Annotated in this window: 27 protein-coding genes; 20 read left to right on the forward strand and 7 right to left on the reverse strand. The window is 65.4% G+C overall.

Features of this window, described 5'->3' with window-relative positions; translation table 11 throughout:
• Positions 1 to 9: 9 nt before the first annotated feature.
• The 8 genes from htpG to D6B98_RS24305 all read left to right on the forward strand — a co-directional run bounded on the left by htpG (position 10) and on the right by D6B98_RS24305 (position 7,598).
• Positions 10 to 1,887, forward strand: a complete 1,878-nt coding sequence (gene htpG / locus D6B98_RS24270) for a molecular chaperone HtpG (protein ID WP_126259417.1) — start codon at positions 10 to 12, stop codon at positions 1,885 to 1,887.
• A 228-nt stretch (positions 1,888 to 2,115) separates the two neighbouring features.
• On the forward strand, positions 2,116 to 2,391 hold the full coding sequence (locus D6B98_RS24275) for a DUF3551 domain-containing protein (RefSeq protein ID WP_126259418.1): 276 nt from the start codon (positions 2,116 to 2,118) through the stop codon (positions 2,389 to 2,391).
• Positions 2,392 to 2,424: 33 nt separating this feature from the next.
• Positions 2,425 to 2,688: a DUF3551 domain-containing protein gene (locus D6B98_RS24280; protein WP_126259419.1), complete on the forward strand. Its 264-nt coding sequence runs from the start codon at positions 2,425 to 2,427 to the stop codon at positions 2,686 to 2,688.
• A 304-nt stretch (positions 2,689 to 2,992) separates the two neighbouring features.
• On the forward strand, positions 2,993 to 4,798 hold the full coding sequence (locus D6B98_RS24285; RefSeq protein ID WP_126259420.1) for a long-chain-acyl-CoA synthetase: 1,806 nt from the start codon (positions 2,993 to 2,995) through the stop codon (positions 4,796 to 4,798).
• Positions 4,799 to 4,939: 141 nt separating this feature from the next.
• Positions 4,940 to 5,185, forward strand: coding sequence for an acyl carrier protein (locus D6B98_RS24290; protein ID WP_028134192.1), 246 nt, complete (start codon positions 4,940 to 4,942; stop codon positions 5,183 to 5,185).
• The gene (locus tag D6B98_RS24295) at positions 5,172 to 6,554 is read left to right on the forward strand and encodes a class I adenylate-forming enzyme family protein (protein WP_164718824.1); all 1,383 of its coding nucleotides are present in this window, start codon (positions 5,172 to 5,174) and stop codon (positions 6,552 to 6,554) included. Before D6B98_RS24290 ends, D6B98_RS24295 begins: the two co-directional genes overlap by 14 nt.
• Positions 6,547 to 7,269: an SDR family NAD(P)-dependent oxidoreductase gene (locus tag D6B98_RS24300; protein WP_126259422.1), complete on the forward strand. Its 723-nt coding sequence runs from the start codon at positions 6,547 to 6,549 to the stop codon at positions 7,267 to 7,269. The genes D6B98_RS24295 and D6B98_RS24300 overlap by 8 nt, the downstream gene beginning before the upstream one ends.
• Positions 7,270 to 7,394: 125 nt before the next feature.
• Positions 7,395 to 7,598: a hypothetical protein gene (locus D6B98_RS24305; protein WP_126259423.1), complete on the forward strand. Its 204-nt coding sequence runs from the start codon at positions 7,395 to 7,397 to the stop codon at positions 7,596 to 7,598.
• A gap of 75 nt (positions 7,599 to 7,673) precedes the next feature.
• Here D6B98_RS24305 and D6B98_RS24310 read toward each other — a convergent pair whose 3' ends face one another.
• Positions 7,674 to 8,063, reverse strand: coding sequence for a hypothetical protein (locus D6B98_RS24310; RefSeq protein ID WP_126259424.1), 390 nt, complete (start codon positions 8,061 to 8,063; stop codon positions 7,674 to 7,676).
• Positions 8,064 to 8,282: 219 nt separating this feature from the next.
• On the opposite strand from D6B98_RS24310, the gene D6B98_RS24315 reads away from it, so the two are divergent.
• On the forward strand, positions 8,283 to 9,428 hold the full coding sequence (locus D6B98_RS24315) for a DUF3095 domain-containing protein (protein WP_126259425.1): 1,146 nt from the start codon (positions 8,283 to 8,285) through the stop codon (positions 9,426 to 9,428).
• Between the two features lie 86 nt (positions 9,429 to 9,514).
• Here D6B98_RS24315 and D6B98_RS24320 read toward each other — a convergent pair whose 3' ends face one another.
• Together D6B98_RS24320 and D6B98_RS24325 are read right to left on the reverse strand one after the other, a co-directional pair.
• Positions 9,515 to 10,900: an MATE family efflux transporter gene (locus D6B98_RS24320; protein ID WP_164718825.1), complete on the reverse strand. Its 1,386-nt coding sequence runs from the start codon at positions 10,898 to 10,900 to the stop codon at positions 9,515 to 9,517.
• Between the two features lie 81 nt (positions 10,901 to 10,981).
• Positions 10,982 to 11,509, reverse strand: a complete 528-nt coding sequence (locus D6B98_RS24325; protein WP_126259427.1) for a GNAT family N-acetyltransferase — start codon at positions 11,507 to 11,509, stop codon at positions 10,982 to 10,984.
• A gap of 245 nt (positions 11,510 to 11,754) precedes the next feature.
• On the opposite strand from D6B98_RS24325, the gene D6B98_RS24330 reads away from it, so the two are divergent.
• The 11 genes from D6B98_RS24330 to D6B98_RS40085 all read left to right on the forward strand — a co-directional run bounded on the left by D6B98_RS24330 (position 11,755) and on the right by D6B98_RS40085 (position 19,890).
• Positions 11,755 to 12,351 carry a superoxide dismutase gene (locus D6B98_RS24330; protein WP_028134201.1) on the forward strand — a complete coding sequence of 199 codons (597 nt, stop codon included), beginning with the start codon at positions 11,755 to 11,757 and terminating at the stop codon, positions 12,349 to 12,351.
• A 255-nt stretch (positions 12,352 to 12,606) separates the two neighbouring features.
• On the forward strand, positions 12,607 to 13,218 hold the full coding sequence (locus tag D6B98_RS24335) for a permease (RefSeq protein ID WP_126259428.1): 612 nt from the start codon (positions 12,607 to 12,609) through the stop codon (positions 13,216 to 13,218).
• The gene (locus tag D6B98_RS24340) at positions 13,215 to 13,715 is read left to right on the forward strand and encodes a hypothetical protein (RefSeq protein WP_126259429.1); all 501 of its coding nucleotides are present in this window, start codon (positions 13,215 to 13,217) and stop codon (positions 13,713 to 13,715) included. The genes D6B98_RS24335 and D6B98_RS24340 overlap by 4 nt, the downstream gene beginning before the upstream one ends.
• Positions 13,716 to 13,845: 130 nt before the next feature.
• Positions 13,846 to 14,088, forward strand: coding sequence for a hypothetical protein (locus tag D6B98_RS40940; protein WP_126259430.1), 243 nt, complete (start codon positions 13,846 to 13,848; stop codon positions 14,086 to 14,088).
• Positions 14,089 to 14,090: 2 nt separating this feature from the next.
• Positions 14,091 to 14,846, forward strand: coding sequence for a metal ABC transporter ATP-binding protein (locus D6B98_RS24350; RefSeq protein ID WP_164718826.1), 756 nt, complete (start codon positions 14,091 to 14,093; stop codon positions 14,844 to 14,846).
• 6 nt (positions 14,847 to 14,852) lie between these two features.
• Positions 14,853 to 15,722 (forward strand): metal ABC transporter permease, encoded by an 870-nt coding sequence (locus D6B98_RS24355; RefSeq protein ID WP_126259432.1) that lies wholly within the window; start codon positions 14,853 to 14,855, stop codon positions 15,720 to 15,722.
• A 2-nt stretch (positions 15,723 to 15,724) separates the two neighbouring features.
• Positions 15,725 to 16,588, forward strand: coding sequence for a metal ABC transporter solute-binding protein, Zn/Mn family (locus D6B98_RS24360; RefSeq protein WP_126259433.1), 864 nt, complete (start codon positions 15,725 to 15,727; stop codon positions 16,586 to 16,588).
• Positions 16,589 to 16,643: 55 nt separating this feature from the next.
• Positions 16,644 to 17,690, forward strand: coding sequence for a CobW family GTP-binding protein (locus D6B98_RS24365; protein ID WP_126259434.1), 1,047 nt, complete (start codon positions 16,644 to 16,646; stop codon positions 17,688 to 17,690).
• Positions 17,690 to 18,709: a WD40 repeat domain-containing protein gene (locus D6B98_RS24370; protein WP_164718827.1), complete on the forward strand. Its 1,020-nt coding sequence runs from the start codon at positions 17,690 to 17,692 to the stop codon at positions 18,707 to 18,709. Before D6B98_RS24365 ends, D6B98_RS24370 begins: the two co-directional genes overlap by 1 nt.
• A gap of 30 nt (positions 18,710 to 18,739) precedes the next feature.
• Complete coding sequence (locus D6B98_RS24375; RefSeq protein WP_126259436.1) at positions 18,740 to 19,456, forward strand: MgtC/SapB family protein; 717 nt, start codon at positions 18,740 to 18,742, stop codon at positions 19,454 to 19,456.
• A gap of 101 nt (positions 19,457 to 19,557) precedes the next feature.
• Positions 19,558 to 19,890: a hypothetical protein gene (locus D6B98_RS40085; RefSeq protein ID WP_164718828.1), complete on the forward strand. Its 333-nt coding sequence runs from the start codon at positions 19,558 to 19,560 to the stop codon at positions 19,888 to 19,890.
• 152 nt (positions 19,891 to 20,042) lie between these two features.
• On the opposite strand, the gene D6B98_RS24385 is transcribed toward D6B98_RS40085, so the two are convergent.
• From D6B98_RS24385 to D6B98_RS24400, 4 genes are all read right to left on the reverse strand, one after another.
• Positions 20,043 to 21,485 (reverse strand): homospermidine synthase, encoded by a 1,443-nt coding sequence (locus D6B98_RS24385; RefSeq protein WP_126259437.1) that lies wholly within the window; start codon positions 21,483 to 21,485, stop codon positions 20,043 to 20,045.
• Between the two features lie 64 nt (positions 21,486 to 21,549).
• Positions 21,550 to 21,939 carry a RidA family protein gene (locus D6B98_RS24390; RefSeq protein WP_126259438.1) on the reverse strand — a complete coding sequence of 130 codons (390 nt, stop codon included), beginning with the start codon at positions 21,937 to 21,939 and terminating at the stop codon, positions 21,550 to 21,552.
• Between the two features lie 145 nt (positions 21,940 to 22,084).
• Complete coding sequence (locus D6B98_RS24395; protein ID WP_126259439.1) at positions 22,085 to 22,672, reverse strand: GNAT family N-acetyltransferase; 588 nt, start codon at positions 22,670 to 22,672, stop codon at positions 22,085 to 22,087.
• Positions 22,673 to 22,804: 132 nt separating this feature from the next.
• A complete protein-coding gene (locus D6B98_RS24400) occupies positions 22,805 to 23,947 on the reverse strand; it encodes a type III PLP-dependent enzyme (RefSeq protein ID WP_126259440.1) in 1,143 nt (380 codons plus the stop codon).
• Between the last annotated feature and the right edge of the window lie 640 nt (positions 23,948 to 24,587).

Consider the following 24,587-nt stretch of genomic DNA (forward strand, 5'->3'; position numbering starts at 1 on the left):
GGTAAACGCATGACGACGTCAGACACGGCTGTGCATACGCAGCCCTTCCAGGCCGAGGTTTCCGAGCTTCTGCACCTCATGGTGCACTCCGTCTATTCCGAGACCGACATCTTCCTGCGCGAGCTCGTCTCCAACGCCTCCGACGCCTGCGACAAGCTGCGTTACGAGGCGATCGCCAGCCCGGCGCTGCTGGGCGAGGGCGACGCGCTCAAGATCCGCATCACCCCGAACAAGACGGCCAAGACGCTTACGATCGCCGACAACGGCATCGGCATGGAGCGGCAGGAGCTGATCGATCATCTCGGCACCATCGCCCGCTCCGGCACCAAGGCGTTCGTGTCGAAGCTGAAGGAGGCCAAGGACGGCCTCGGCCTGATCGGTCAGTTCGGCGTCGGCTTCTATTCCGCCTTCATGGTCGCAGAGAAGATCGTCGTGATCAGCCGCCGCGCCGGCGAGAGCGACGTCTGGACCTGGACGTCCTCCGGCGGCTCCGGCTTCGAGATCGCCCGCGCCAGCGGCGAGGAGGCGGCGCGTGTGAGCCGCGGCACCGAGATCGTCCTGCACCTGAAGGACGATGCCAGGAAATATCTCGAGGCTTTCGAGATCGAGCGCATCGTCCATGCCTATTCCGACAACATCCTGTTTCCCATCGAGCTCGTGCCGGAAGAAGGCGAGCCGCGCCAGATCAATTCGGCGAGCGCGCTGTGGCAGCGTTCGAAATCCGAGCTGACGCCCGAGGACTACAAGAAGGCTTATCAGCAGATCGCGTCCGCCTTCGACGATCCCGCGATGACGCTGCATTACCGCGCCGAGGGGCGCTATTCCTACGCCGTGCTGCTGTTCGCGCCCTCGACCAAGCCGTTCGACCTGTTCGAGCCGAACCGCAAGGGTCGGGTGAAGCTTTACGTCCGCCGGGTCTTCATCACCGATGATGCCGATCTGTTACCGGGGTATCTGCGCTTCATCCGCGGCGTCGTCGACAGCGAGGATCTCCCGCTCAACATCTCCCGCGAGATGCTGCAGAACAATCCGCAGCTGACGCAGATCCGCAAGGCGGTGGCGACCCGGGTCGTGTCGGAGCTTGAAGGCCTCGCCGACAAGGACCCGGAGAATTTTGTCAAGATATGGGATGCGTTCGGGGCGGTGCTCAAGGAAGGCATCTACGAGGATTTCGAGCGGCGCGAAAAGCTGCTGGCATTGTCGCGCTTCACCACGACGTCGGGCGAGAAGCGCTCGCTGAAGCAGGTCATCGCCGATTTCAAGCCGAACCAGACCGAGATCTATTATCTCGTCGGCGACAGCATCGAGCGGCTGAAGTCCAATCCGCGGCTCGAGGCGGCAACCGCGCGCGGCATCGAGGTGCTGCTGCTGTCCGACCCCGTCGACGCCTTCTGGACCTCGATGCCGTCGGAGTTCGAGGGCAAGCCGCTGAAGTCGCTGAGCCAGGGCGATCTCAATCTCGACCTGATCCCGCGCATTGACGAGGCGGACGAGGCGAAGAAGGAGGAGCCGGCCGCGGATGAGGCCGCCACCGTCGCCGTGATCAAGGCCGCGCTCGGCGAGCGCGTCAGCGACGTCAAGGCCTCGACGCGCCTCACCAGCTCGGCCTCCTGCCTCGTCGCCGACAGCCAGGGGCCGAGCCGCGAGCTCGAGCGCATCCTGTCGCAGCAGAACCGCGGCCTGCGCACCAAGCCCATCCTCGAGATCAACCTGCGGCATCCGCTGGTGACGGCGATCACCAAGGCGCAAGACGGCTCGAAAACGGTCGACGATCTCAGCCTGCTCCTGCTCGAACAGGCGCAGATCCTGGACGGCGAATTGCCGGAGGACCCGGCGGCGTTTGCCGCGAGGCTGAACAGGCTGGTGTTGCAGGGGCTCGGCGCCTAAAGCGCGATGCGATTCGGATGAATCGTCATCGCGCTTTAGGTTGTTGTTTAAGCATGATCTTTTCGGAAAACCGCTGCGCACTTTTCCGGATCATGCTTTAGCGCCGCAGCCCGCAGCGCTCACCTTGCCGTCATCGGTCGCTAGGAACAGTCGCCGCCGGCCTCGTGTTATGCCATAGCAGGTCGTCGGCATCAGACCGGCCGACGCCGTCGATTCGGGATTAAGTCCATGCGCCTGTCGATTTTGACGCTCACCGCGATTGCCACGTTGTTCGTCGCGGCACCGGCCGATGCCCAGAGATACGACCCGCGCTATCCCGTGTGCATGCATGTTTACACCGACGGCGGTATCGGCGGCGGCAGTGGCGGTGATTATTTCGACTGCTCTTTCACCTCGATGCCGCAATGCCGGGCCACGGCGTCGGGGCGTGCGGCGAGCTGTGATGTCAATCCCTATTACGCGCCCGAGGAGCCGCCGCGCCGGCGCTACAAGAAGCCGCATTAGCGATCGTCGATGTGCCGTGCAGGAGCACCCTTCATGCGTCTCTGGTTGTATCCCATCATGGCCATCGCGGCATTGCTCGCGGTAACCTCCTCGCATGCGCAGACCTACGATCCGCGCTATCCCGTCTGCATGCACGTCTATGCCGGTCGCGGCGGCCTGAATTGGTATGATTGCTCTTTCACCTCGATGCCGCAGTGCCGCGCCACAGCCTCAGGCCGCTCCGCGACCTGCGATCTCAATCCGTATTATCAGTTCAATGCACCTTCGCAGCGCTCGCGTCACAAGCGCAGCGGCTAGCGGCCACTACGTCCGCCATCAAGCCAAACGCAAGCCGCTTGCGAAGATGACGTGAGCGCCAGCCGCATCCCTGGGGGTGGGATTGCGTGCTCGCAGGCAGCTAATCCTTTCTGTCCGGACAGCTCCGCCCATCTTGCGCCGGCGATCGGCCTGCGCTGACGGCTGCCGAAATCGTCGGCCTGGTAAAGGATGGCTAGCGTTAATCTCGCACTAACCGGGTTTTACCTTGTCCTTTAACACCTGGGCAGGGCGCGGGGGCTAAGCTTGGGGAGCCAGCAGACACCTTCCGAAAGAATGAACGGCAATGACGAGCGCTGTCATCGAGCAACCGAAAGCCCGGCGCACCCCTTCGGCCTCAAAGATCTGGCTCAAGGCGATCGAGCTCACCGCTCGGATCGAGACGCTGCCGGGACGCCTGTTCGCCGACGTCATCGACGATTGGGCGCAGCGCCAGCCCGATCGCGTCGCGCTGCTCACGGATGAAACCAGCCTCGACTATGCGGGCCTGTCGAAACGCATCAATCGTTACGCGCGCTGGGCGCGCTCGGTCGGCGTGGCCAAGGGCGATATCGTCGCCTTGATCATGCCGAACGGCATCGATTATCTCGCAGCGTGGCTCGGCATCAGCCGGGTCGGCGGCGTGGTCGCGCTTCTCAACACCAAGCTGGTCGGACCCTCGCTCGCGCATTGCATCGACGTCGCCAAGCCCTCCCACATCATCGTGGCTCATCAGCTGACGCAGATGTTGGAGGGAGCCGCGCCGCATCTGAAAATTCAGGCCAAGGTGTGGACGCATGGCGATGCCCGCGGCGACCGCACCATCGATGTCGCGCTTGCGGCGCTGGACGACGCGCCGCTGTCGCCGGAGGAGCACGGCGAGGTCACCATCGACGACCGCGCGCTGCTGATCTACACCTCGGGCACGACAGGCCTGCCGAAGGCCGCCAGCATCAGCCATCGCCGTATTCTCAATTGGGGTTTTTGGTTCGCCGGTCTCACCGGCGCGAGCCCGCAAGACCGGCTCTATGATTGCCTGCCGCTGTTCCACTCGGTCGGCGGCATCGTCGCGCCGTGCAGCATGCTCGCCGCCGGCGGCTCGGTGGTGATCGCCGAGAAATTCTCGGCCTCGCATTTCTGGTCCGACATCGTCCGTCACGACTGCACGTTGTTTCAATATATCGGCGAGCTCTGCCGGTACCTGCTCAGGGCTCCGCCCTCGGAATACGAGAACCGCCATCGTCTCCGCCTCGTTTGCGGCAACGGCCTGCGCGGCGACATCTGGGAAGACTTTCAGGCGCGTTTCGCCATTCCCCGTATCCTCGAATTCTATGCGGCGACGGAAGGCAATTTCTCGCTGTTCAACGTCGAGGGGCAGCCGGGCGCGATTGGCCGCATCCCGCCGCTGCTGGCGCATCGCTTCCCTGCCAATCTCGTCAGGCTCGATCCCGACAGCGGCGCGCCGCTGCGCAGCGAGGAGGGCTTTTGCATCGCCTGCGCCCGCGGCGAGGCCGGCGAAGCGATCGGCCGCATCGGTACCGCCGACGAGGGCGGAGGTCGCTTCGAGGGCTACACCGACGCCGGCGAAACCGAGAAGAAGATCCTGCGCGATGTGTTTGCCAGGGGCGATGCCTGGTTTCGCACCGGCGATCTGATGCGGATCGACGACAAGGGGTTCTTCCATTTCGTCGATCGGATCGGCGATACGTTCCGCTGGAAGGGCGAGAACGTCGCGACCTCCGAGGTGAACGAGGTGATGCGCGATTTCACCGGCGTGGTCGACGCCACCACCTACGGCGTCAGCATCCCCGGCGCCGATGGCCGCGCCGGCATGAGCGCGATCGTGGTGAACGAAGGGTTTGACATTGCGGCACTGCCCGCACATCTCGCGCAACGCCTGCCGGCCTATGCGCGCCCGGTCTTCGTCCGCATCTCCCGCGAGATCGATGCGACCGAGACGTTCAAGCAGAAGAAGGGCGATCTGTCGCGGGAAGGCTTCGATCCCGCCGCGATCCCCGACCCGCTGTTCATGGCGGACTCGAAATTCGGAGCCTATGTCCCGCTCGATGCCGAGGCCTATGCGGCAATCCTGGGCGGCTCGATCAGGCTATAACTCCCGCCAAAATCGGCAGATAGGTCCAATTTTATCTGAATTGTCCAAGAAGCCATTTACTTCTCTCCGGTAAACAGGCCGCCATGGGGAGGCGGCCAGCAAGAGCCGCCGCAACACCAACGATAACAAAGCGAGCCAGCCATGTCGGTAAGGTCAAAGGTCATCGAGGCGATCCGGCAGATCGCCAAGGAGCAAAACGTCACGCTTCCGGAGCTGTCGGACGATCTGTCGCTGCACGAGACGGGCTTCGACTCGCTCGCCTTCGCCATCCTGGTGGCGCGTCTCGAGGATGACACCGGCGTCGATCCCTTCACCATTTCCGAGGACGCAGCGTTCCCTGCCACCGTGGGCGATTTCGTGCGGGCCTACGAAAATGTCCCCGCGTGAGATCTTTGCACTCCGCGACCATCTTGGCGCGGAGTTGAAAGGCCGCACGCTGTCCGATCCGCGGACCAGCGTCTCGCTGACCGACATCCTGTCGCAGACGGTCCTGGGCGGCCGGCTGCGCGAATTGTCGGGCCGCTCCGTGCTGCTCAAACTGGCCGACCAGCTCCGGTCGGGCCTTGCCATGATCGAGCTCGACGGCGTCGCGAGCCGCATGCTGTTGTGCCCGCCCGATCTCAACCCGGCACATCTCGACGCGCTGATCGCGGATGCCGGGATCGATGCCGTCGTCACCGACGAATCCGGTCGCTGGGCCGATTCCGGCGTATCGCTCGTCGTGACCGCGCAATTGCCGCTTGAAGCGACCGCGCCGGCCAAGACCGAGCGCGCCACGGAATGGCTGATGCTGACCTCGGGCACGTCCGGCGTGCCCAAGATCGTCGGTCACACGCTGGAAGCGCTGACCGGCGCCATCGTGGCCGAAGGCCCCGCGCGCGGACCTGCGCCGGTGTGGGCGACGTTCTACGACATCCGCCGTTATGGCGGCCTGCAGATCTTCCTTCGCGCCGTCCTCTCCGGCGGCTCGATGGTGTTGTCGGATCCGCATGAAGCGCTCGGCGATCACGTCGCGCGGCTGAAGGCGCGTGGTGTCTCGCACATCTCCGGCACGCCGTCGCACTGGCGCAAGCTCCTGATGAGCGGTTCGGCTACGCAATTCGCCCCGGCTTACGTCCGCCTTTCCGGTGAAATCGCAGACCAGGCGGTGCTCGACGGATTGAAGGCGGCATTCCCCAATTCCTCCGTCGGTCACGCCTATGCCTCGACCGAGGCCGGCGTCGGCTTCGCGGTGAATGACGGGCTGGAAGGCTTTCCGGCCGACTACCTCGGCAATCGCAACGGCGTCGAGATGAAGGTGGTCGACGCCTCGCTCCGAATCCGTTCGACGCGCACCGCGCATGCCTATGTCGGCCGCAGCGCCACGGCGCTCACCGATGACGACGGCTTCGTCGATAGCGGCGACATCGTCGAGCTGCGAGGCGACCGCTATTATTTCGTCGGCCGCCGCGGCGGCATCATCAATATCGGTGGGCTGAAGGTCCACCCCGAGGAGATCGAGGCGGTGATTAACCGTCATCCCGACGTGCGGATGTCGCGGGCCAAATCGCGCAAGAGTCCGATCACCGGCGGCATCGTCGTCGCCGACGTGGTCCTGGCCGACGGCACCGATCAGGCGCGCGCGAAGGAGATCCGCGACCAGATCCTGGCTCAGTGCCGTGCGCAGCTGGCCTCGCATAAGGTGCCGGCGGTGATCCGCTTCGTCGAGACGCTCGATGTCACCCCGGCCGGCAAGCTGGCGCGCACCGATGCATAACGTTCTCGTCACCGGCGGCAGCCGCGGCATTGGTCTGGCGATCGGCAGACGCCTGGTCGGTGCCGGCTACAACGTGATCGCAGTGGCGCGGCGCGCGAGCGAGGAGCTCGAGGGCGCAATCGCCGAATCCGAGGGCCGGCTGCATTTCCGAGCCTGCGACCTTGCCGTGATCGACGCCATCCCGGCTTTTGCAAAGCTCGTGCGCGACGAGTTCGGCCCGGTCTACGGCCTCGTCAACAATGCCGGCCTCGGGACCGAAGGTCTGCTCGCCACCATGCACAATTCCGAGATCGAGGCGCTGGTGCAGCTCAACGTGCTGTCGCCGATCATCCTCACCAAATACGTGGCGCGGCAGATGATGGCGGACGGCGCCGGCCGCATCATCAACATCTCCTCGATCATCGCGACGACCGGCTATAATGGCCTGTCCGTCTATGGCGCGACCAAGGCGGCTGCCACCGGCTTCACCCGCTCGCTGGCGCGCGAGGTCGGCAAGGTCGGCATCACCGTGAATGCGATCGCACCGGGCTTCATCGACACCGAGCTCACCCACAATCTGTCCGACGAGGGGCGCAAGCGCATCGCCGGACGCAGCGCGCTGCGCCGCCTGCCGGAGACGGACGACGTCGCGCGCATGGTGGAATATCTGCTGGGGGATGGCGGCCGCAACGTCACCGGGACCGTGTTCACCGTCGATGCGGGCAACACGGCATAGCGGAACCCGGCCGGCATGATTGCGTTGATCGGGGGCAATGACATTCCGCCCGATTTGGTCGTAACATGCCTCGCAATCGATTGGGTTACGTCAATCGATCTGCCCTAATCGACAGGGAGCAGTCCATGGCCATGCCAAACACGACCGCTTCAATCCGGAGCCGGACGGAGCAAGCCCAGCCGGACGTTGTCCATTGCCCGCCGATGGCGCATCAGAATTCCGGCGCTCACGGCTATGAGATGTACCCGCAGCAATTCGTCCGCCTGGTCGGCTGCCATGACGCGTCTCTCGACACCTCGCGCAAGCGTCAGGATGAGAAGCTGCACTGAAGCGCTTTAGGCTGTTGTTTAAGCATGATCTTTTCGGAAAACCGCTGCGTACTTTTCCGGATCATGCTTTGGCCGTCACGTCCGGTGCTTCGGCGGGTCCTTCGGCAGGTCAATTCGTTCGTGTGAAAATTCGGGCGGCCCTTCGGTGAGGCGGCGGATGCGGCGCTCGCGCTCGTCCTCCGGCAACGCGGGATCGAGCAGCGTTTCGATCTCGTGGACTGCGATCTCCTCGATCCGAGTGGCGTCCGAGGCGACCGGATGCACCGACGGGACCACCGGCGGCGCGAACTTCAGGCCCAGCTCGATCAGTTTGCAGATGGCATCCGAGCGGGTCAGGCGATGGGCTTCAGCCCAGGCATCGACGGCTTCCGTCAATCTCTCGGGCATCTTGACCGCGCTGATCGGGTCGACGCCCGTGCGCCGCCGGACCGGAGAGGTGGAGTCCCTATCGCCGAAGTCGGACACCTTCGATCATCCCATGCAAGGCCGTGGAGTTGAACGAGGATAGCGGCACTTCCCGGCGGGCCGTTTGATGCCGATCAATGACCCCTGCGGCATAGCCGGGGGCCGCACCTTGTCGTTCCGGCCCATTTCGGCCAAATGATTGAAAGGGGCCGCCGGCCGGCGAACCCGGATCGATCCTGCCACGTATCTGTCGCGCATTCCAACCATCCGGCATCCCCGATGACCTCAGGCGAATCCTTCTATGGCGGCATTCCCGTCTTTCGCGGCTTCACCAGCCTGATGGATCCTGCGCTCTATGCGCCGCTTCCGGAGGACTGGAGCATCGGCGTTGCTGACATCGTCGATTCCACCAAGGCGATCGCGGCGCAGCGCTACAAGGCGGTCAACATGGCCGGCGCGGCCGTGATCGCGGCAGTGACGAATGCCTTGGAGGGTCGCGAATTCCCCTTCGTGTTCGGCGGCGACGGCGCAAGCTTTGCGGTCGCGTCCGGCGATCTCGATGCGGCGCTCGCCGCGCTCGCCGCGACCGCCACCTGGGTGCGGGAGGATCTCGACCTGAGGATGCGGATCGCGCTGGTGCCGGTGAGCGCCATCCGCGCGCAGGGCCTCGACGTGCGTGTCGCGCGCTTTGGTCCGTCGGCGAACCTGTCCTATGCGATGTTCTCCGGTGGCGGACTCGCCTTTGCCGACGCGGCGATGAAGCGCGGCGAGTTCGCGCTCGCCGAGGCGCCGGCGGGCACGCAGCCCGACCTGTCCGGACTGTCCTGCCGCTTCGAGATGATGCCCGCCTCGCGCGGGCTGATCCTGTCGGTGCTGGTGATGCCGGCGCGTGGCGTCGATCCGCATGCCTTCCGCAAGGTGATCGAGGACGTCATCCATCTCGTCGAGCGCAGCCCGGACGGCGCCCGTCCGGTGCCGCCGCAGGGACCGCCGCTGAAATGGCCGCCGCAGGGGCTGGACTACGAAGCCCGCTCCAGGCGCGGCGGCCCGCTGCTTGCGCGCCGAGCCAGCGTGCTGGCCTATACGCTGTTCGCCTATCTGATCATGCGCTTCGACATCAAGGTCGGCGGTTTCGTGCCCAGTCTCTACAAGCGCCAGGTCGTCGAGAACTCGGACTTCAGGAAGTATGACGACGGCCTGCGCATGATTCTCGACTGCACCCCGCAGCTCGAGCGCGCGTTGAGCCGTCGCCTCGCGGCCGCCGCCCGCGACGGCATCGTGCGTTATGGCCTCCATCAGCAGGACGCTGCGATGATGACCTGCTTCACGCCCTCGGCGCTGCGTAGCGACCACGTCCACTTCATCGACGGCGCCCGGGGCGGCTATGCCTCGGCAGCGACGGCGTTGAAGGCGATGACGGCGTAGCCGATTCCCGTGTCCCGGACGCTTGGCGAGCGCGGGATGTGAATTCTTGCTGTCGGTGGCACGTTCCTGCGCTTACTTGCCCGCGCTCATTTACCCCAGCGCGCGAACGCGACCGAGGCCGCGGTCGACAGGCCGAACACGACCATGGCGCCGCCGACCAGCGCGAACAAGGTCCAGGCCGGCGCCTGCGCCATCATGAGGCCGATGCCGCCGATCGCGACGATGAGAAGTCGCGCGGTGGAGGCGAGCACCGGTCCGCCGACGCGCGCTGCGCCTTGGGACGAGAAGTAGAGCGACACGCCCACGCCGAAGAACACGAACGCCGGACCGGCCCAGTGGAAATAGCTGTGCGCCGCGGCCGTGACGCCGGGATCTTGCGTAAAGAGTGCAACCCACAGCGCGGGATCGAGCGCGATGACGAGCCCGATCAGGCCGACCGTGAGTCCGGAGGCCGCCGCCGCGGTCCAGGCGACACGCCGCGCCCGCTTCAACTGTCCGGCGCCTATCGCCAGGCCGACCATCGGCACCGAGGCGATGCCGAAGGCGAAGGTGATCGGGATCAGCAGGAATTCCAGCCGCGAGCCGATGCCGTAACCGGCCAGCATCTCGGTGCCGAAGGTCGCCAGGATCTTCGTGAAGATCAGGATCGTGAGCACGGTCTGGAGCGGCGACAGGCAGGCCACCGCGCCGACCTTGAGAATATCCAGGAACATCGCGCGCTCGAAATGGAAGGCGCGGAAGTCGAGCTGCAGCCGGCTGCGGCCGGACCATAGATACCAGAGGAAGAAGACCGCCGCGCAACTGAACGCGATCAACTGGCCGCTGGCGACGCCGGGCATGCCGAATTGCGTCACGCCGAACAGGCCGAGACCCAGCGTGCCGCCGAGCACGACCTGGAGCACGCTCGCTCCGATCAGCGTCATCGACGGCAGGCGCATGTCGCCGGTGCCGCGGATCACCGAGGCCAGCGTGTTGACGAGCCAGATCGCGACCGCACCGGAGAACAGCACCTGCGAATAGCCGCTGGCTTCCTCCAGGACGCGGTCGCGGCCGCCGAGCAGGGTGAAGAACCAGCGGCCGAAGACGAGCATCATCACCGTGAAGAACAGCCCGCCGCAGAGGCCGATGATGGCCGCATGCAGCGCCAGCGTGGCGGCGCGGTCACGATCCCCGGCGCCGAGGGCGCGGCTGATCGCGGAGGATACCCCGCCGCCCATCGCGCCCGCGCTCATCATCTGCGTCAGCATTGCGAACGGAAACACCAGCGCGATCGCGGCGAGCGGGATGGTGCCGAGCCGGCCGATATAGGAGGTCTCGGCGATCGCGACCAGCGTGCTGCCGACCATCGCGATCATGTTGGGGATCGCGAGCCGCAGCAGCGTCGGCAGGATCGGCGCCGTCAGCAGGCTCGCAATGGGGGAGGCGATCGGCCCCCGCGGCGGGACGGCGTCTAGGGGAGCGTCGATCGTCATGTTCACCGGGTGGAATATTAAATGATGATTGACATATTAAAGCGCGCGGGGCGGCCGGCCCAGCCCTCGCTCACGCAGGGCTCACCAGGGCAGGCCGCATAGGTCGATGGTGCCCAGCGTCGGGGCGCGGACGATGTTGAAGACGTAGGGCGCCATGTGGGTGAAGCGGATCCGCCCCTCCGGCTGTTCGCAATAAACCTCACCCTTGAAGGGCAGCCAGCTCCGGGTCTCGTAGAACGCGAAATTGTGGGGCTCGCAAAACAACAGCGCGAAGCGAACGGCCTCGTTGGCCCTGATGGTGTGCACGGCCGCGTCGAGCGCCACGGTCGCATAGCCGCGGCCGCGCCGGTCCTCCCGGGTGCAGACCCCGCCGATGCCGCCGATATGGACCTTCTGCCCATTCCAAGTGACGGTGCGGAAGTAGATGCCGACATGGCAGACCAGGCCGTCCTCGGGCGTCTCGATCAGCACGCGGAGGTCCGCATTGGCCCATTTGACGTGAGCCCAGGACGGCTTCTCCGCCGCATCGTGGTCCCAGACCGCGCTGAGCAGCGGCTTTGCGATCGGCCACGAAGCGTCGCCGTTCAGAATGTCGATCTCAATGCTCATGGCTTTGTCTTTCGCAAGGTCCGTGCGTGGGGCATTCGTTCTGCCATAAGCGCCTCAAAGGCAATGATATTTTGCATCGAGCCACCAGGACCGCGGAGGTCTCCGCGTGCTGCGACGATTTTATGCAATCGAGCCAAGCGTCCCCGTCACGCGTTTTCGAAATTCTGAGGTATTTAACGGCCACGGAACCTTCTATAAGGGGTGACCGTTAGAACTCGTTCCCCACCAGTTGCGGACAAGAACCCATGACCTTTACGCTGCCCCCACTCCCTTACGCCTATGACGCCCTCGGCCAGTACATGTCGAAGGAGACGCTGGAATTCCACCACGACAAGCATCATCAGGCCTACGTCACCAACGGCAACAACGCGCTCAAGGGAACCGAATGGGAAGGCAAGTCCCTTGAGGAGATCGTCAAGGGCTCGTTCGGCAAGAACCCCGCGGTGTTCAACAATGCCGGCCAGCACTACAACCACATCCACTTCTGGAGCTGGATGAAGCCCAATGGCGGCGGCACCAAGCTGCCGGGCAAGCTCGAGAAGAAGATCAACGAGGACCTCGGCGGCTTCGAGAAGTTCAAGACCGACTTCCAGGCGGCCGGCGTCGGCCAGTTCGGCTCCGGCTGGTGCTGGCTCCAGGTCAAGAACGGCAAGCTCGAGATCTCCAAGACCCCGAACGGCGAGAATCCGCTGGTGCACGGCGCCACCCCGATCCTCGGCTGCGACGTCTGGGAGCACTCCTACTACATCGACTATCGCAACCGCCGTCCCGATTATCTCAAGGCGTTCGTCGAGAACCTCGTGAACTGGGAATACGTGGAGTCCCTGTTCGAGAAGGCGTGAGCCTGTCATTCCGGGGCGCGCGAAGCGCGAGCCCGGAATCCATTTATCCGTTCGGGTGACGCCCGATGGATTCCGGGCTCGGCGCTGATGCGCCGCCCCGGAATGACAAAAAGGCGGTCGCATCAGCGCGGCCGCCTTTTTGCTGTGCGGAATTGCCCTGCACGGTGCGCGTATGGGCCTGTGATCGTTCCGTTTGCATCGAGCGGCCGGCGCTTCTAATCACAACGAGCATCCCCTCGATCCGGCCCGAGCCCGTTGTCAGAACCTTCCCCGAAAGACCCGGCGCCTGCCGAGGACGCAGACTCCGAGCCGCGGCCTGGGCGGGTGCGCAAGCCGATCGGCTGGTCGACCATCATCATCGCAGCTCTGGTCGCGGTGAGCGCAGCGCTGGTCTGGCGGCGTGACGGCACCGACGGCGTTCTCGACATCCTGACCCACGATCTCTCGTTGTTCTCAGGCATCCTGCCGCGCGTGCTCGCGGGCTGCCTGCTCGGGGCCTTCATCTCCGAGATCCTGCCGCACGAAAAAGTCTCGCGTTCGCTCGGGCCGAAATCCGGCCTGATGGGTCTTCTGATCGGCACCGCCTTCGGCGCGATCCTGCCGGGCGGGCCGTTCACCGCCTATCCCGTGGCGAGCGCGTTGCTGGCGGTCGGAGCCGATTTCGGCGCCACCATCGCCATGGTCGTGAGCTGGACCCTGATCGGCTATGGCCGGGCGGTGGCCTGGGAGATCCCGATCATGGGCACCGACTTCACGCTGTGGCGGATCGTGATCTCGCTGCCGCTGCCGGTGCTGGCCGGTGCGCTCGGCCGCTTCGTCTACGTCCGGCTCTATCCGAAGCGCGCCAGCGACGAGGACGCGGCATGAGCGCCGCGCTTCTGATCGACATCCTGCTGTGGGGCTCGGTGCTTGGCGTCGGGCTGATCGCCTTTCGCCGCGGCCCGCCGGTGTTCAAAGCCTCGTTGCGCGAAGGCTCGATGGACTTCATCAACATCGTGCCGCGGATCGCGCTGGGTGTGATCGGCTCCGGCTACATCGCCGCCATCATCCCGCAGGAGGTGATCACCGGCTGGCTCGGGCCGGACAGCGGCTGGCTCGGCGTTGCGACCGCCGTGGTCGCCGGCGCGGCGACGCCGGGCGGCCCCGTGATCGGCTTCTCCATCGGCACCGTGGCGCTGAAGTCGGGCGGTGGGATGCCGCAGGTGGTGGCCTATGTCGTCGCCTGGGCCCTGTTTGCCTTCCAGCGGGTGATCTTGTGGGAAATCCCGTTCATGCCGGCCCGCTTCGTCTGGTTCCGCTGTGCCGTCTCGGTGCCATTCCCCTTCGTGGCCGCCGCCATCGCGATGGTGATCGGCAAGCCCTGAGCTTGCACCGTCATTCCGGGTCGGCGAAGCCGGACCCGGAATCTCGAGATTCCGGGTTCGATGCTCTGCATCGCCCCGGAATGACGGCTGGGTCATGGACAGGAGTAATGTTATAATATAACATCTCTCAATGGTTCCCGCCGCGTCCCCCGTCCACCATCACGACCATGCCCACGGCCATTCCCATGCGCACGGGCACGGGCACGGGCATGGACACGATCACAGCCATGCCCATGTCCACGATGCCGCCTCGCCGCATCCCGCCCAGGCGGCGCCCTGGTCGATCCTGCGCATGACGGTGGCCGCGCGTCTTGCGGCTGCGCTCGCCGTCTGCGCCGTGCTCTGGGGCGTGGTCCTGCTGGCGATGAGGTGACGATGGCGGCACTGCACTTTCACAACGTGACGCTCGGCTATGACCGGCATCCCGCCGTGCACCATCTGAGCGGCGAAGTCGCGCGAGGTGCGATGGTCGCCGTGATCGGCCCGAATGGCGCGGGCAAGTCGACCCTGCTGCGCGGCATCGTCGGCATTCTCAAGCCGCTCGACGGCAGCATCCATCTCGGCGGGCTCGACAGCAGGGACATCGCCTATCTGCCGCAGAGCGCGGAGATCGACCGCAGCTTCCCGATCTCGGTGTTCGACTTCGTCGGCACGGGATTGTGGCGGGATGCCGGCTTGTTCGGCGGCATCGGCAAGGCCGCGCGCGGAAAGATTCTCCGTGCGATCGCGTCCGTCGGCCTCAACGGCTTCGAGAATCGCCCGATCGGTACGCTCTCCGGCGGCCAGATGCAGCGCGTGCTGTTCGCGCGCGTGCTGCTTCAGGACGCCAGCCTGATCGTGCTGGACGAGCCTTTCAACGCCATCGATGCCAAGACCACCGCCGACCTGCTCGCGCTGGTCAAGCAATGGCACAACGAGGGCCGCACCGTGCTCGCCGCGCTGCACGACATGGAGATGGTGCGCAACCATTTCAGCGAGACGCTGGTGCTGGCGCGTGGCCCGGTGGCGTGGGGACCGACCGCGGACGTGTTGACGCCGGAAAACCTGCTGGTCGCGATGCGGATGTGCGAGGCCTTCGACGACAGCGCCGCGGCCTGCGCCGCCGATGATATCAGCTCCCGGGCGGCCTGATATCCGATGCTCCATGACGCGCTGATCGGCCCGTTCACCGAATTCGAGTTCATGCGGCGCGCGCTCGCCGCCGTGATCGCGCTGGCGCTGGCCGGCGCGCCGATCGGCGTGTTCCTGATGCTGCGGCGGATGAGCCTCGTCGGTGATGCCATGGCGCACGCGATCCTGCCGGGCGCCGCGGTGGGCTTCCTGCTCTCCGGTCTCAATCTGTTCGCGATGACGGCCGGCGGCCTGATCGCAGGCTTTGCGGTCGCGATCCTCGCCGGCGTGGTCGCGCGCTCGACCGGGCTGAAGGAGGACGCCTCGCTCGCCACCTTCTATCTCGCCTCGCTGGCGCTCGGCGTCACCATCGTCTCGATCAAGGGCACCAATATCGACCTCTTGCACGTGCTGTTCGGCAACATCCTCGCGATGGACGACCAGACCCTGCTGGTGGTGGCCTTCAATGCCACCGTGACGCTGCTGGTGCTCGCCGTGATCTATCGTCCGCTGGTGATCGAGAGCGTCGATCCCTTGTTCCTGCGCACGGTCAGCCGCGCCGGTGGCCCCGCGCACCTCGCCTTCCTCGCGCTGGTCGTGATCAACCTCGTCAACGGCTTCCAGGCACTCGGCACGCTGCTTGCGGTCGGCCTGATGATCCTGCCGGCGGGCATCGCCCGGTTCTGGTCGCGCGACCTGACCGCGATGATCTGCATCGCGGTCGTCGCCGCCGCAATTTCCGGCTATGCCGGCCTCGTGCTGTCGTTCCAGACCCGCGTGCCGTCGGGCCCCGCGATCATCCTCGTCGCGACCGTGATCTACGTGGTCTCCGTCCTGTTCGGCCGCGTCGGCGGCGTCGTCCGGCAGATGTTTCCCGGCCGGCATCTGGAGGCGTGACGATGCGGCCCATCCTGCTTTGCGTGCTCCTGCTGATCGCCTCGCCACTTCAGGCTGCGGAGCGGCTGAACGTTGTCGCGAGCTTCTCGATCCTCGCCGATTTCGTTCGTAATGTCGGCGGTAACAGGATCAATTTGACCACGCTGGTCGGCGCCGACAGCGATGTCCACGTCTACACGCCACCGCCCGCCGATGCGAAGCGCGTCGCGGAGGCAAAGCTCGTCATCGTCAACGGGCTCGGGCTGGAGGGCTGGCTGCCGCGTCTCGTGCAGTCTTCCGGCAGCAAGGCGCGGGTCGTCACCGCCAGCGCCGGCATCACGCCGCTCAAGCTCGGCTCAAGCGCCGACCCCCATGCTTGGCAGTCCGTCCCCAACGCCAAGGTTTACGTGGCTGATATCGCCAACGCGCTGGCCGCGGCCGATCCTGACGCAGCCGACTTCTTTCGCACCCAGGCCAAGGCCTATCTGGAAAAGCTCGAAGCGCTCGACCGCGAGGTCCGCGAGGCCGTTGCCAAAATCCCAACCGAGCGGCGCAAGGTGATCTCCACCCACGATGCCTTCGGCTATTTCGCCGCCGAATATGGTATCCGGTTCGTCGCCCCCCTGGGTGTTTCCACCGAAACCGAGCCCAGCGCCCGGGACATCGCGGCCATCATCGGCCAGATCAAGGCCCAGAAAATCCCGGCTGTTTTCCTGGAGAATATCAGCGACGACCGGCTGATCCGGCGGATCGCGGCAGAGACCGGGGCAAAGGTCGGCGGGACCCTGATTTCAGACGGCTTGACCGGCGAAAAGGGGCCTGCACCCACTTACATTGACATGGTCAGGCACAATATAAAGGCCCTGACCAGCGCGCTTGACCATTAGGGCAGGGGCCACCCCGCCTCGCGTCGCGCGGAAATCGCCCGAAGTCGGAGTTGTTATGTCTGAAGCGACCTCCCAAAAAATTCCCGTGACCGTCCTGACCGGCTATCTCGGTGCCGGCAAGACCACGCTGCTCAACCGCATCCTGTCGGAAAACCACGGCAAGAAATACGCCGTCATCGTCAACGAATTCGGCGAGATCGGCATCGACAACGACCTCATCATCGGCGCCGATGAGGAAGTGTTCGAGATGAACAACGGCTGCATCTGCTGCACGGTGCGCGGTGACCTCGTTCGCATCATGGACGGCCTGATGAAGCGCAAGGGCAAGTTCGACGCCATCATCGTCGAGACCACCGGCCTTGCCGATCCCGCGCCAGTCGCCCAGACCTTCTTCGTCGACGAGGACGTGCAGAAGAACGCGCGTCTCGATGCGGTGGTGACCGTCGCCGACGCCAAATGGCTGTCCGACCGGCTCAAGGACGCGCCCGAGGCCAAGAACCAGATCGCCTTCGCCGATGTCATCGTTCTGAACAAGACCGACCTCGTCAGCAAGGGCGAGCTTGCCGAGGTCGAGGCTCGCATCCGCGCCATCAACCCCTATGCGAAGCTGCACCGCACCGAGCGCTGCTCGGTGGCCTTGGCCGACGTGCTCGACCGCGGCGCGTTCGATCTCGACCGCATCCTCGATATCGAGCCGGATTTCCTGGAGGCCGACGATCATGACCACGACCATGATCACCACCACCATCACGGCCACGATCATCATCATGATCACGGCCACGGCCTGAAGCACTACCACGACGAGGACATGCAGTCGCTGTCGCTGAAGACCGACAAGCCGCTCGATCCCAATATGTTCATGCCCTGGCTGCAGAACCTGGTGCAGGTCGAGGGCGGCAAGATCCTGCGCTCAAAGGGCATCCTCGCGTTCCACGACGACGACGATCGCTATGTCTTCCAGGGCGTCCACATGATGCTGGAGGGCAACCACCAGCGGAAGTGGAAGGAAGGCGAGCCGCGCGAGAGCCGCCTCGTCTTCATCGGCCGCGAATTGCCGGAAGAGGCGATCCGCAAGGGTTTCGAGAGCTGCATCGTCTCGTGATGAAAGAGTTTACGCCGCCTCCCGATTCCGCCTCGATCGTCTCCGTCACCGACCGCGTCAAGCCTGTCACGCTCGGCATGGCCGTGACCTCGGTGCATTTCCTCGGGGATCGTGCCGCCTTCGTCGGCGGCGAGGAGAACGTTGCCTTCGTCGACGCCAAGGGCGAGATCACCAAGGTCGCCGTGCACAGTGGCGGTATTCTCTCCACTGCCTTCGACGGCAAGCGCCTCGTCATGGGCGGCGACGACGGCAAGGTCGTCTCGCTCGACGCCAAGGGCGAGGTAACGCTGCTCGCCACCGATCCGAAGCGGCGCTGGATCGATGCGGTGGCGCTGCACGCCGACGGCGCCTTCGCCTGGTCGGCCGGCAAGACGGCGACCGTCAAGAGCGGCAAGGCCGAGGAGAAGTCGCTCGAGGTGCCCTCGACCGTCGGCGGTCTCGCCTTCGCGCCCAAGGGCCTGCGGCTCGCGATCGCGCATTACAACGGCGTGACGCTGTGGTTTCCCAACATGGAAGGGTCCGCCGAATTCCTGCCCTGGGCGGGCTCGCATCACGCGGTCACCTTCAGCCCGGACAACAAGTTCCTGGTGACCGCGATGCACGAGCCGGCGCTGCACGGCTGGCGGCTCGCCGACAACAGGCACATGCGCATGACCGGCTATCCCGGCCGGGTCCGCTCGATCTCGTGGAGCGCGGGCGGCAAGGGCCTCGCCACCTCGGGCGCCGACACCGTCATCATCTGGCCGTTCGGCAGCAAGGACGGTCCGATGGGCAAGGAGCCCGCGATGCTGGCGCCGCTGCAGGCCCGCGTCTCGGTCGTCGCCTGCCATCCGAAGAACGACATCCTCGCCGCCGGCTACAGCGACGGCACCGTGCTGATGGTGCGGCTGGAGGACGGCGCCGAGATCCTGGTCCGCCGCAACGGCACGCCGCCCGTCGCCGCCATCGGCTGGAACGCCAAGGGCACGCTGCTGGCGTTTGCCGACGAAAATGGGGACGGCGGCCTGCTCGAGCTTTGATCTGTCATGGTTCCAGCCGTATAGGGGACCATGCGATTTCTCACGACTTTCCAGCTTGCTGACTTCGCCGACACGCTGGTCAGCCTGACCACGGCCTTCGTGCTGGGCACGCTGATCGGCGCCGAGCGGCAATATCGCCAGCGCACCGCGGGCCTGCGCACCAATGTTCTGGTCGCAGTCGGCGCCGCCGCCTTCGTCGATCTCGCCATGCAGCTGGACGGCGCCGACGGTGCGGTCCGGGTGATCGCCTATGTCGTCTCGGGCATCGGCTTCCTGGGCGCCGGCGTCATCATGAAGCAGGGCATGGACGTGCGCGGGCTCAACACCGCAGCGACGCTATGGGCTTCGGCCGCAGTCGGCTCCTGCGCCGGTGCCGACATGATCGCGCAGGCGGCTGCGTTGACGGTCTTCGTCATCGCCGGCAACACCATGCTGCGCCCGCTGGTCAATGCCATCAACCGCATCCCCCTGAACGAGAAGGCGCTGGAGGCGACCTACTATTTCAAGCTCGCGGTCGCGGCCGATGCCTTGCCTGACATGCGCGACCGCCTCGTCGAGAAGCTCGAGGGTGCGCAATATCCCGTGGCGGGTGTCGAGGTCGTCGAGATCGGCGAGGACATGCTGGAGATCGTCGCCAAGCTGGTCGCGAGCGCGATCGACCCGAACGAATTGAACGCCGTGGCGACCGATCTGCAGCATCTGCCCGGCGTGCGCCATGCCACCTGGGAAGCCAGCACGACCGAGTGAGCGCGTCGTTTTGGCGCGCAGACGGGCAGATGCCGCCTTGCCGAGGATGGAACCCTGGTCGGTCGATTTCGTTGATCCCGCGGATAAAGGCGGTGATCGACATGCCCGGCCAACATGACAAGCACAGACTGAGTCTCGACCTGACAATCGCTGCCTCGCTGTTCGCGGCGGGACTCGTGGTGTCGGTGATGTCGCTCGCCCAGATCCGCGCCGAGAGCCGGATGCAGATGGCACAGGCGACGCAGCCGCTTCAGGGAACTCCGTCCGACGAGCAGAGCAAGGTGCCAGCGGAGGCCAAGCCCGGCGGCGATCGGCCGACCACGCCGGCGCCTGAGCCCGCGCGCCCCGATCCGCAGACGCAAGGCGCGGCGACCAGGCCGGCACTGCCGCCGGCACCGGCGGAAAAGATCGCGCCGCCGCTTGAGAGGAAGTAGGGCGGCCACCACACAAATGGTGTCATCACCCGCGAAGGCGGGTGATCCAGTATTGCAGAGACAGTTGTGACAGAGCCGAGAAGCCGCGGCGTACTGGATGCCCCGCCTTCGCGTGGCATGACAGTTGTGGGCGAGGCGGGACGCGTCGCCCCTCACCGCACCAGAATGTTCTTGAACTGCCAGGGATCGCTGGTGTCGATGTCCTCCGGGAACAGTCCCGGGCGGTCCGTCAGCGGGGTCCAGTCGGTGTAGAAGCCCTTCACCGGGCCGAGATAGGGCAGCTGGATTTCCAGGAGACGATCGAAATCCATCTCGTCGGCTTCGACGATGCCCTCGTTCGGGTTCTCCAGCGCCCACACCATGCCGCCGAGCACGGCGGAGGTCACTTGCAGGGCGGTGGCGTTCTGGTAGGGCGCGAGTTCGCGGGTCTCCTCGATGGAGAGCTGCGAGCCGAACCAATACGCATTCTTGTCGTGGCCGAACAGCAGCACGCCGAGCTCGTCGATGCCGTCGACGATTTCGTCCTCCTCGAGGATGTGGTGCTTCTCCTGCATCTTGCCGGCGCGGCCGAACAGCTCATGCAGCGACAGCACGGCATCATCAGCCGGATGGTAGGCGTAGTGGCAGGTCGGCCGATAGATCGCCGTGCCTGATGCGTCACGCACCGTGAAGTAATCGGCGATCGAGATCGACTCGTTGTGGGTGACGAGAAAGCCGTATTGCGCGCCGCGGGTCGGGCACCAGGTGCGCACGCGCGTATTGGCGCCGGGCTGCATCAGGTAGATGGCAGCGCCGCAGCCGGCTTCGTGGGTATGCGCATTCTCGGGCATCCATTTCTCGTGGGTGCCCCAGCCGAGCTCCGACGGCTGCATGCCCTCCGAGAGGAAGCCTTCCACCGACCAGGTGTTGACGAAGACGTCGGGCTCTTTCGGCTTCTTGGAGCGCTGGGTGTCGCGCTCGGCGATGTGGATGCCCTTGATGCCGGCCTGCCGCATCAAATCCGCCCATTCGGCCTTGGTCTTCGGCTTGGGGGCATTGAGCTTCAGATCCGCGGCGACATTGAGCAGCGCCTGCTTGACGAAGAAGGAGACCATGCCGGGATTGGCGCCGCAGCAGGAGACGGCCGTGGTCGAGCCTGCGGGGCGCGCCTTCTTGGCGGCCAGCGTCACTTCGCGAAGGGCGTAGTTGGAGCGCGCCTCCGGGCCCTTCGACGAATCGAAATAGAAGCCGAGCCAGGGCTCGTTGACGGTATCGATGTAGAGCGCGCCGAGCTCGTTGCAGAGCTCCATGATGTCGGTCGAGCCGGTGTCGACCGAGAGATTGACGCAAAAGCCCTGGCCGCCACCTTCGGTGAGCAGCGGAGACAGCAATTCGCGATAATTGTCTTTCGTCACGGCCTTCTGGATGAAGCGGACATTGTGCTTCTCGCAATGCGCCTTGCGGCCCTCGTCCTTGGGATCGATCACGGTGACGCGCGACTTGTCGTAATCGAGATGCCGCTCGATCAGCGGCAGCGTGCCTTTGCCGATGGAGCCGAAGCCGACCATGACGATGGGACCGGTGATCTTCGCGTAGATCTGCGAGGGAGGGCTCATGGGACGGTTTCTCCGGAACGTGCTGGCAGGCAAAGGGTGGGTGGATCAGGCGCTGCGGCGCTTGTCAGACGCTGCGGCGCTTGGCGGTGACTTCGATCTCGACCTTCATCTCGGGCTTGGCGAGGGCGCTGACGACCAGCAGGGTCGCGGCCGGCCTGATGTCGCCGAGAACCTCGCCGCAGACGGCGAAGTGGGCGTCGATGTAGCTGGTGTCGGTGACGTAGTAGGTCGCACGGACGATATCGGCCATCTCGAAACCGCCCTCCTTCAGGGCGGCTTCGATGGTCTTGAAGCAGTTGCGTGACTGGCTCGTGACGTCGGCCGGCATCGTCATCGTGCTGTAGTCATAGCCGGTGGTTCCCGCGACGAAGGCGAAATCGCCGTCGATCACGGCGCGGCTGTAGCCGACGGTCTTCTCGAGCGGAGAGCCGGTGGAGATCAGGCGACGGGGCATGGTTTGGAGCCTCGACTGAAGGATGTTTCGCGGGGTTAAAGGGCGTTTCTGGCGCCTGCGCAACCCTAAAGGAGCGGGCGTGACGCAGACGCGGCCGGGCGTTGCCGCTCAGTGCGGCTCGGGTCGCCGCGATGAAAGCGATCCCTCAGGCCGCGCGCGCCACAGGTCCGCGAACCGACCTCCGTTTGGGCAGGGCCGAGCCGGTCGGGACGATCATCCCCTCGGCGCCGTCCAGGGCGCCGTCGGTGAATTCGATCGCCAGCAGGCGGTCGCGTTCGAACGGGCCGGGCAGCGAAAGCCCAGCCGTCTTCTCCGCCGAGAAGCCGAAGCGGGCGTAATAGGAGGCATCGCCGAGCAGGATCACGGCTTCATGCCCGCGCGCCCGGGCGGCGGCCAGCGCTTGATGCATCAGCGCGGCGCCAATCCCGAGCTCGCGGCAGGCAGGATCGACCGCCAGCGGTCCGAGGACCAGAGCGGGCCTGCCTCCGGCGCTGACGTGCCACAGCCGCACGGTTCCCACGAGCTTGCCCTCGCGCACGGCCGACAGGGCGAGGCCTGCGGCAGGCGCGCGTCCGTCGCGCAGGCGCTGGCAGGTGCGGCCATGGCGGTCCTCGCCAAAGCTGGCATCGAGCAGCGCCTCACGGGCGGCGACGTCGACGGCACGCTCGCTGCGGATCGCAAACGGAGCGGCTTTCGAGGTGAGGGCGATCTGTGGCTTCCGAAAAGCAGTCATGGCGCATCAGTCCCCGCTTGAACGGACGTGCGGGCAGCACGCCGGTCCAAGACGTCGTCAGAAATCGAGATGTTGAGGGGGGAGCCGGCAAGCCGGCTCCCGGGTTCGTCAGGCCTCAGACAAAGAGGCGGATCAGATGTGGTACGTCTTCAGCGGCGGGATGCCGTTGAAGGCCACCGACGAGTAGGTCGACGTATAGGCCCCGGTGCCCTCGATCAGAACCTTGTCGCCGATCTCGAGCGTGACCGGGAGCGGGTAGGGGTTCTTCTCGTACAACACGTCGGCACTGTCGCAGGTCGGCCCCGCCAGCACGCAAGGCGTCATGTCCGCGCCGTCGTGGCGGGTGCGGATGGCGTAACGGATCGACTCGTCCATGGTCTCGGCGAGACCGCCGAACTTGCCGATGTCGAGATACACCCAGCGCACCTCGTCCTCGTCGCTCTTCTTCGAGATGAGCACGACCTCGGACTCGATGATGCCGGCGTTGCCCACCATGCCGCGGCCCGGCTCGATGATGGTCTCCGGAATCTGGTTGCCGAAGTGCTTGCGCAGCGCGCGGAAGATCGAGCGGCCGTAGGTCACGACCGGCGGCACGTCCTTCAGGTACTTGGTCGGGAAACCGCCGCCCATGTTGACCATGGTCAGGTTGATGCCGCGCTCGGCGCAGTCGCGGAACACCTGCGAGGCCATCGCCAGCGCACGATCCCACGCCTTCACCTTGCGCTGCTGCGAGCCGACATGGAAGGAGATGCCGCACGGCTCCAGCCGGAGGCGCTTGGCGAGGTCGAGCACCTCGACCGCCATCTCCGGGTCGCAGCCGAACTTGCGCGACAGCGGCCATTCGGCGCCGGCGCAGTCATAGAGGATGCGGCAGAACACCTTCGCGCCGGGGGCGGCACGGGCGACCTTCTCGACCTCGGCGGCGCAATCGACCGCGAACAGCCGGATGCCGAGCGCGAAGGCGCGCGCGATGTCGCGCTCCTTCTTGATCGTGTTGCCGAAGGAGATGCGGTCGGGCGTCGCACCCGCAGCCAGCGCCATCTCGATCTCGGCAACGGTCGCGGTGTCGAAGCAGGAGCCCATCGAGGCGAGCAGGGCCAGCACTTCCGGCGCCGGGTTTGCCTTGACGGCATAGAACACGCGGCTGTCGGGCAGCGCCTTGGCGAAGCTCTGGTAATTGTCGCGCACGACCTCGAGGTCGACGACGAGGCACGGCTCGGTGTCGAGGCCATCCTTGCGGCGGTTGCGCAGGAATTCCTGGATACGTTCGGTCATGGCACTCTCCCAAACGGCCCAGCGACGGGCCCGTTCAAAACATGACGTCGGATAGGAGTGCTCTGGCCGGATCGCGCGATGGAGGCGCGACGAAGCCAAAAGACTCAAACCAGACTGTGCTGCCGTGGATTGGTTGGGAGTATTCCCGCCCGCACACCTGGCAATGAAGGACAAGCCTTTTCAGTAGCCCGCGCCGGCGTTGGACTGCCGGTAGAGACCAAAAAAGCCCGATCCGTCGTTGCTTTAAGTCGCGTCCCCCGTTGAGAGCGGGGTGCGCCGGTTCGCCTCCGGCTGCCAGTCACGGTTGCAAAGAGCGAAGTCACCTTCGACAAGGCATCTCTTTGAGAGAGATGCTGGGCACTCCGGGTTTGCTTCGTCGTCCGACCTTCGCGTCTTGCGACCTCGGCCTTCCGACTTCCGCACTTCCGAAGAGCCCCTCGGCTTCTTCACCCCTTGGCGGCTGTCCGGCCTCTTGTCCGGATACCTACCGACTGACACACGACCACAGGCACGTGCGAAATTGGGCAAGTCCGCACATAAGTGTTTTGACTCGGCTTCGCAAGAATTTTTTTAGGCTGCGAACAGAATTGCCTAACGTCTGCTTGCGCAGTGTTGCGCGAGCGACGCGGAAGATGAACGG

The organism is Bradyrhizobium sp. LVM 105, assembly GCF_003957705.1.
Classification (GTDB): Bacteria; Pseudomonadota; Alphaproteobacteria; order Rhizobiales; family Xanthobacteraceae; genus Bradyrhizobium; species Bradyrhizobium frederickii.

Excerpts from the sequence above, each read along its gene's own strand:
- D6B98_RS24395 (WP_126259439.1), bottom strand. The coding sequence starts at position 22,672 with ATGACTGCTTTTCGGAAGCCACAGATCGCCCTCACCTCGAAAGCCGCT.
- D6B98_RS24350 (WP_164718826.1), top strand. The coding sequence starts at position 14,091 with ATGGCGGCACTGCACTTTCACAACGTGACGCTCGGCTATGACCGGCAT.
- D6B98_RS24315 (WP_126259425.1), top strand. The coding sequence starts at position 8,283 with ATGACCTCAGGCGAATCCTTCTATGGCGGCATTCCCGTCTTTCGCGGC.
- D6B98_RS24355 (WP_126259432.1), top strand. The coding sequence starts at position 14,853 with ATGCTCCATGACGCGCTGATCGGCCCGTTCACCGAATTCGAGTTCATG.
- D6B98_RS24275 (WP_126259418.1), top strand. The coding sequence starts at position 2,116 with ATGCGCCTGTCGATTTTGACGCTCACCGCGATTGCCACGTTGTTCGTC.
- D6B98_RS24325 (WP_126259427.1), bottom strand. The coding sequence starts at position 11,509 with ATGAGCATTGAGATCGACATTCTGAACGGCGACGCTTCGTGGCCGATC.
- D6B98_RS24375 (WP_126259436.1), top strand. The coding sequence starts at position 18,740 with ATGCGATTTCTCACGACTTTCCAGCTTGCTGACTTCGCCGACACGCTG.
- D6B98_RS24360 (WP_126259433.1), top strand. The coding sequence starts at position 15,725 with ATGCGGCCCATCCTGCTTTGCGTGCTCCTGCTGATCGCCTCGCCACTT.
- D6B98_RS24285 (WP_126259420.1), top strand. The coding sequence starts at position 2,993 with ATGACGAGCGCTGTCATCGAGCAACCGAAAGCCCGGCGCACCCCTTCG.
- D6B98_RS24305 (WP_126259423.1), top strand. The coding sequence starts at position 7,395 with ATGGCCATGCCAAACACGACCGCTTCAATCCGGAGCCGGACGGAGCAA.
- D6B98_RS24365 (WP_126259434.1), top strand. The coding sequence starts at position 16,644 with ATGTCTGAAGCGACCTCCCAAAAAATTCCCGTGACCGTCCTGACCGGC.
- D6B98_RS24390 (WP_126259438.1), bottom strand. The coding sequence starts at position 21,939 with ATGCCCCGTCGCCTGATCTCCACCGGCTCTCCGCTCGAGAAGACCGTC.
- D6B98_RS24370 (WP_164718827.1), top strand. The coding sequence starts at position 17,690 with ATGAAAGAGTTTACGCCGCCTCCCGATTCCGCCTCGATCGTCTCCGTC.
- D6B98_RS24300 (WP_126259422.1), top strand. The coding sequence starts at position 6,547 with ATGCATAACGTTCTCGTCACCGGCGGCAGCCGCGGCATTGGTCTGGCG.
- D6B98_RS24400 (WP_126259440.1), bottom strand. The coding sequence starts at position 23,947 with ATGACCGAACGTATCCAGGAATTCCTGCGCAACCGCCGCAAGGATGGC.
- D6B98_RS24280 (WP_126259419.1), top strand. The coding sequence starts at position 2,425 with ATGCGTCTCTGGTTGTATCCCATCATGGCCATCGCGGCATTGCTCGCG.
- D6B98_RS24295 (WP_164718824.1), top strand. The coding sequence starts at position 5,172 with ATGTCCCCGCGTGAGATCTTTGCACTCCGCGACCATCTTGGCGCGGAG.
- D6B98_RS24290 (WP_028134192.1), top strand. The coding sequence starts at position 4,940 with ATGTCGGTAAGGTCAAAGGTCATCGAGGCGATCCGGCAGATCGCCAAG.
- D6B98_RS24340 (WP_126259429.1), top strand. The coding sequence starts at position 13,215 with ATGAGCGCCGCGCTTCTGATCGACATCCTGCTGTGGGGCTCGGTGCTT.
- D6B98_RS40085 (WP_164718828.1), top strand. The coding sequence starts at position 19,558 with ATGCCCGGCCAACATGACAAGCACAGACTGAGTCTCGACCTGACAATC.
- D6B98_RS40940 (WP_126259430.1), top strand. The coding sequence starts at position 13,846 with ATGGTTCCCGCCGCGTCCCCCGTCCACCATCACGACCATGCCCACGGC.
- D6B98_RS24385 (WP_126259437.1), bottom strand. The coding sequence starts at position 21,485 with ATGAGCCCTCCCTCGCAGATCTACGCGAAGATCACCGGTCCCATCGTC.
- D6B98_RS24320 (WP_164718825.1), bottom strand. The coding sequence starts at position 10,900 with ATGACGATCGACGCTCCCCTAGACGCCGTCCCGCCGCGGGGGCCGATC.
- htpG (WP_126259417.1), top strand. The coding sequence starts at position 10 with ATGACGACGTCAGACACGGCTGTGCATACGCAGCCCTTCCAGGCCGAG.
- D6B98_RS24330 (WP_028134201.1), top strand. The coding sequence starts at position 11,755 with ATGACCTTTACGCTGCCCCCACTCCCTTACGCCTATGACGCCCTCGGC.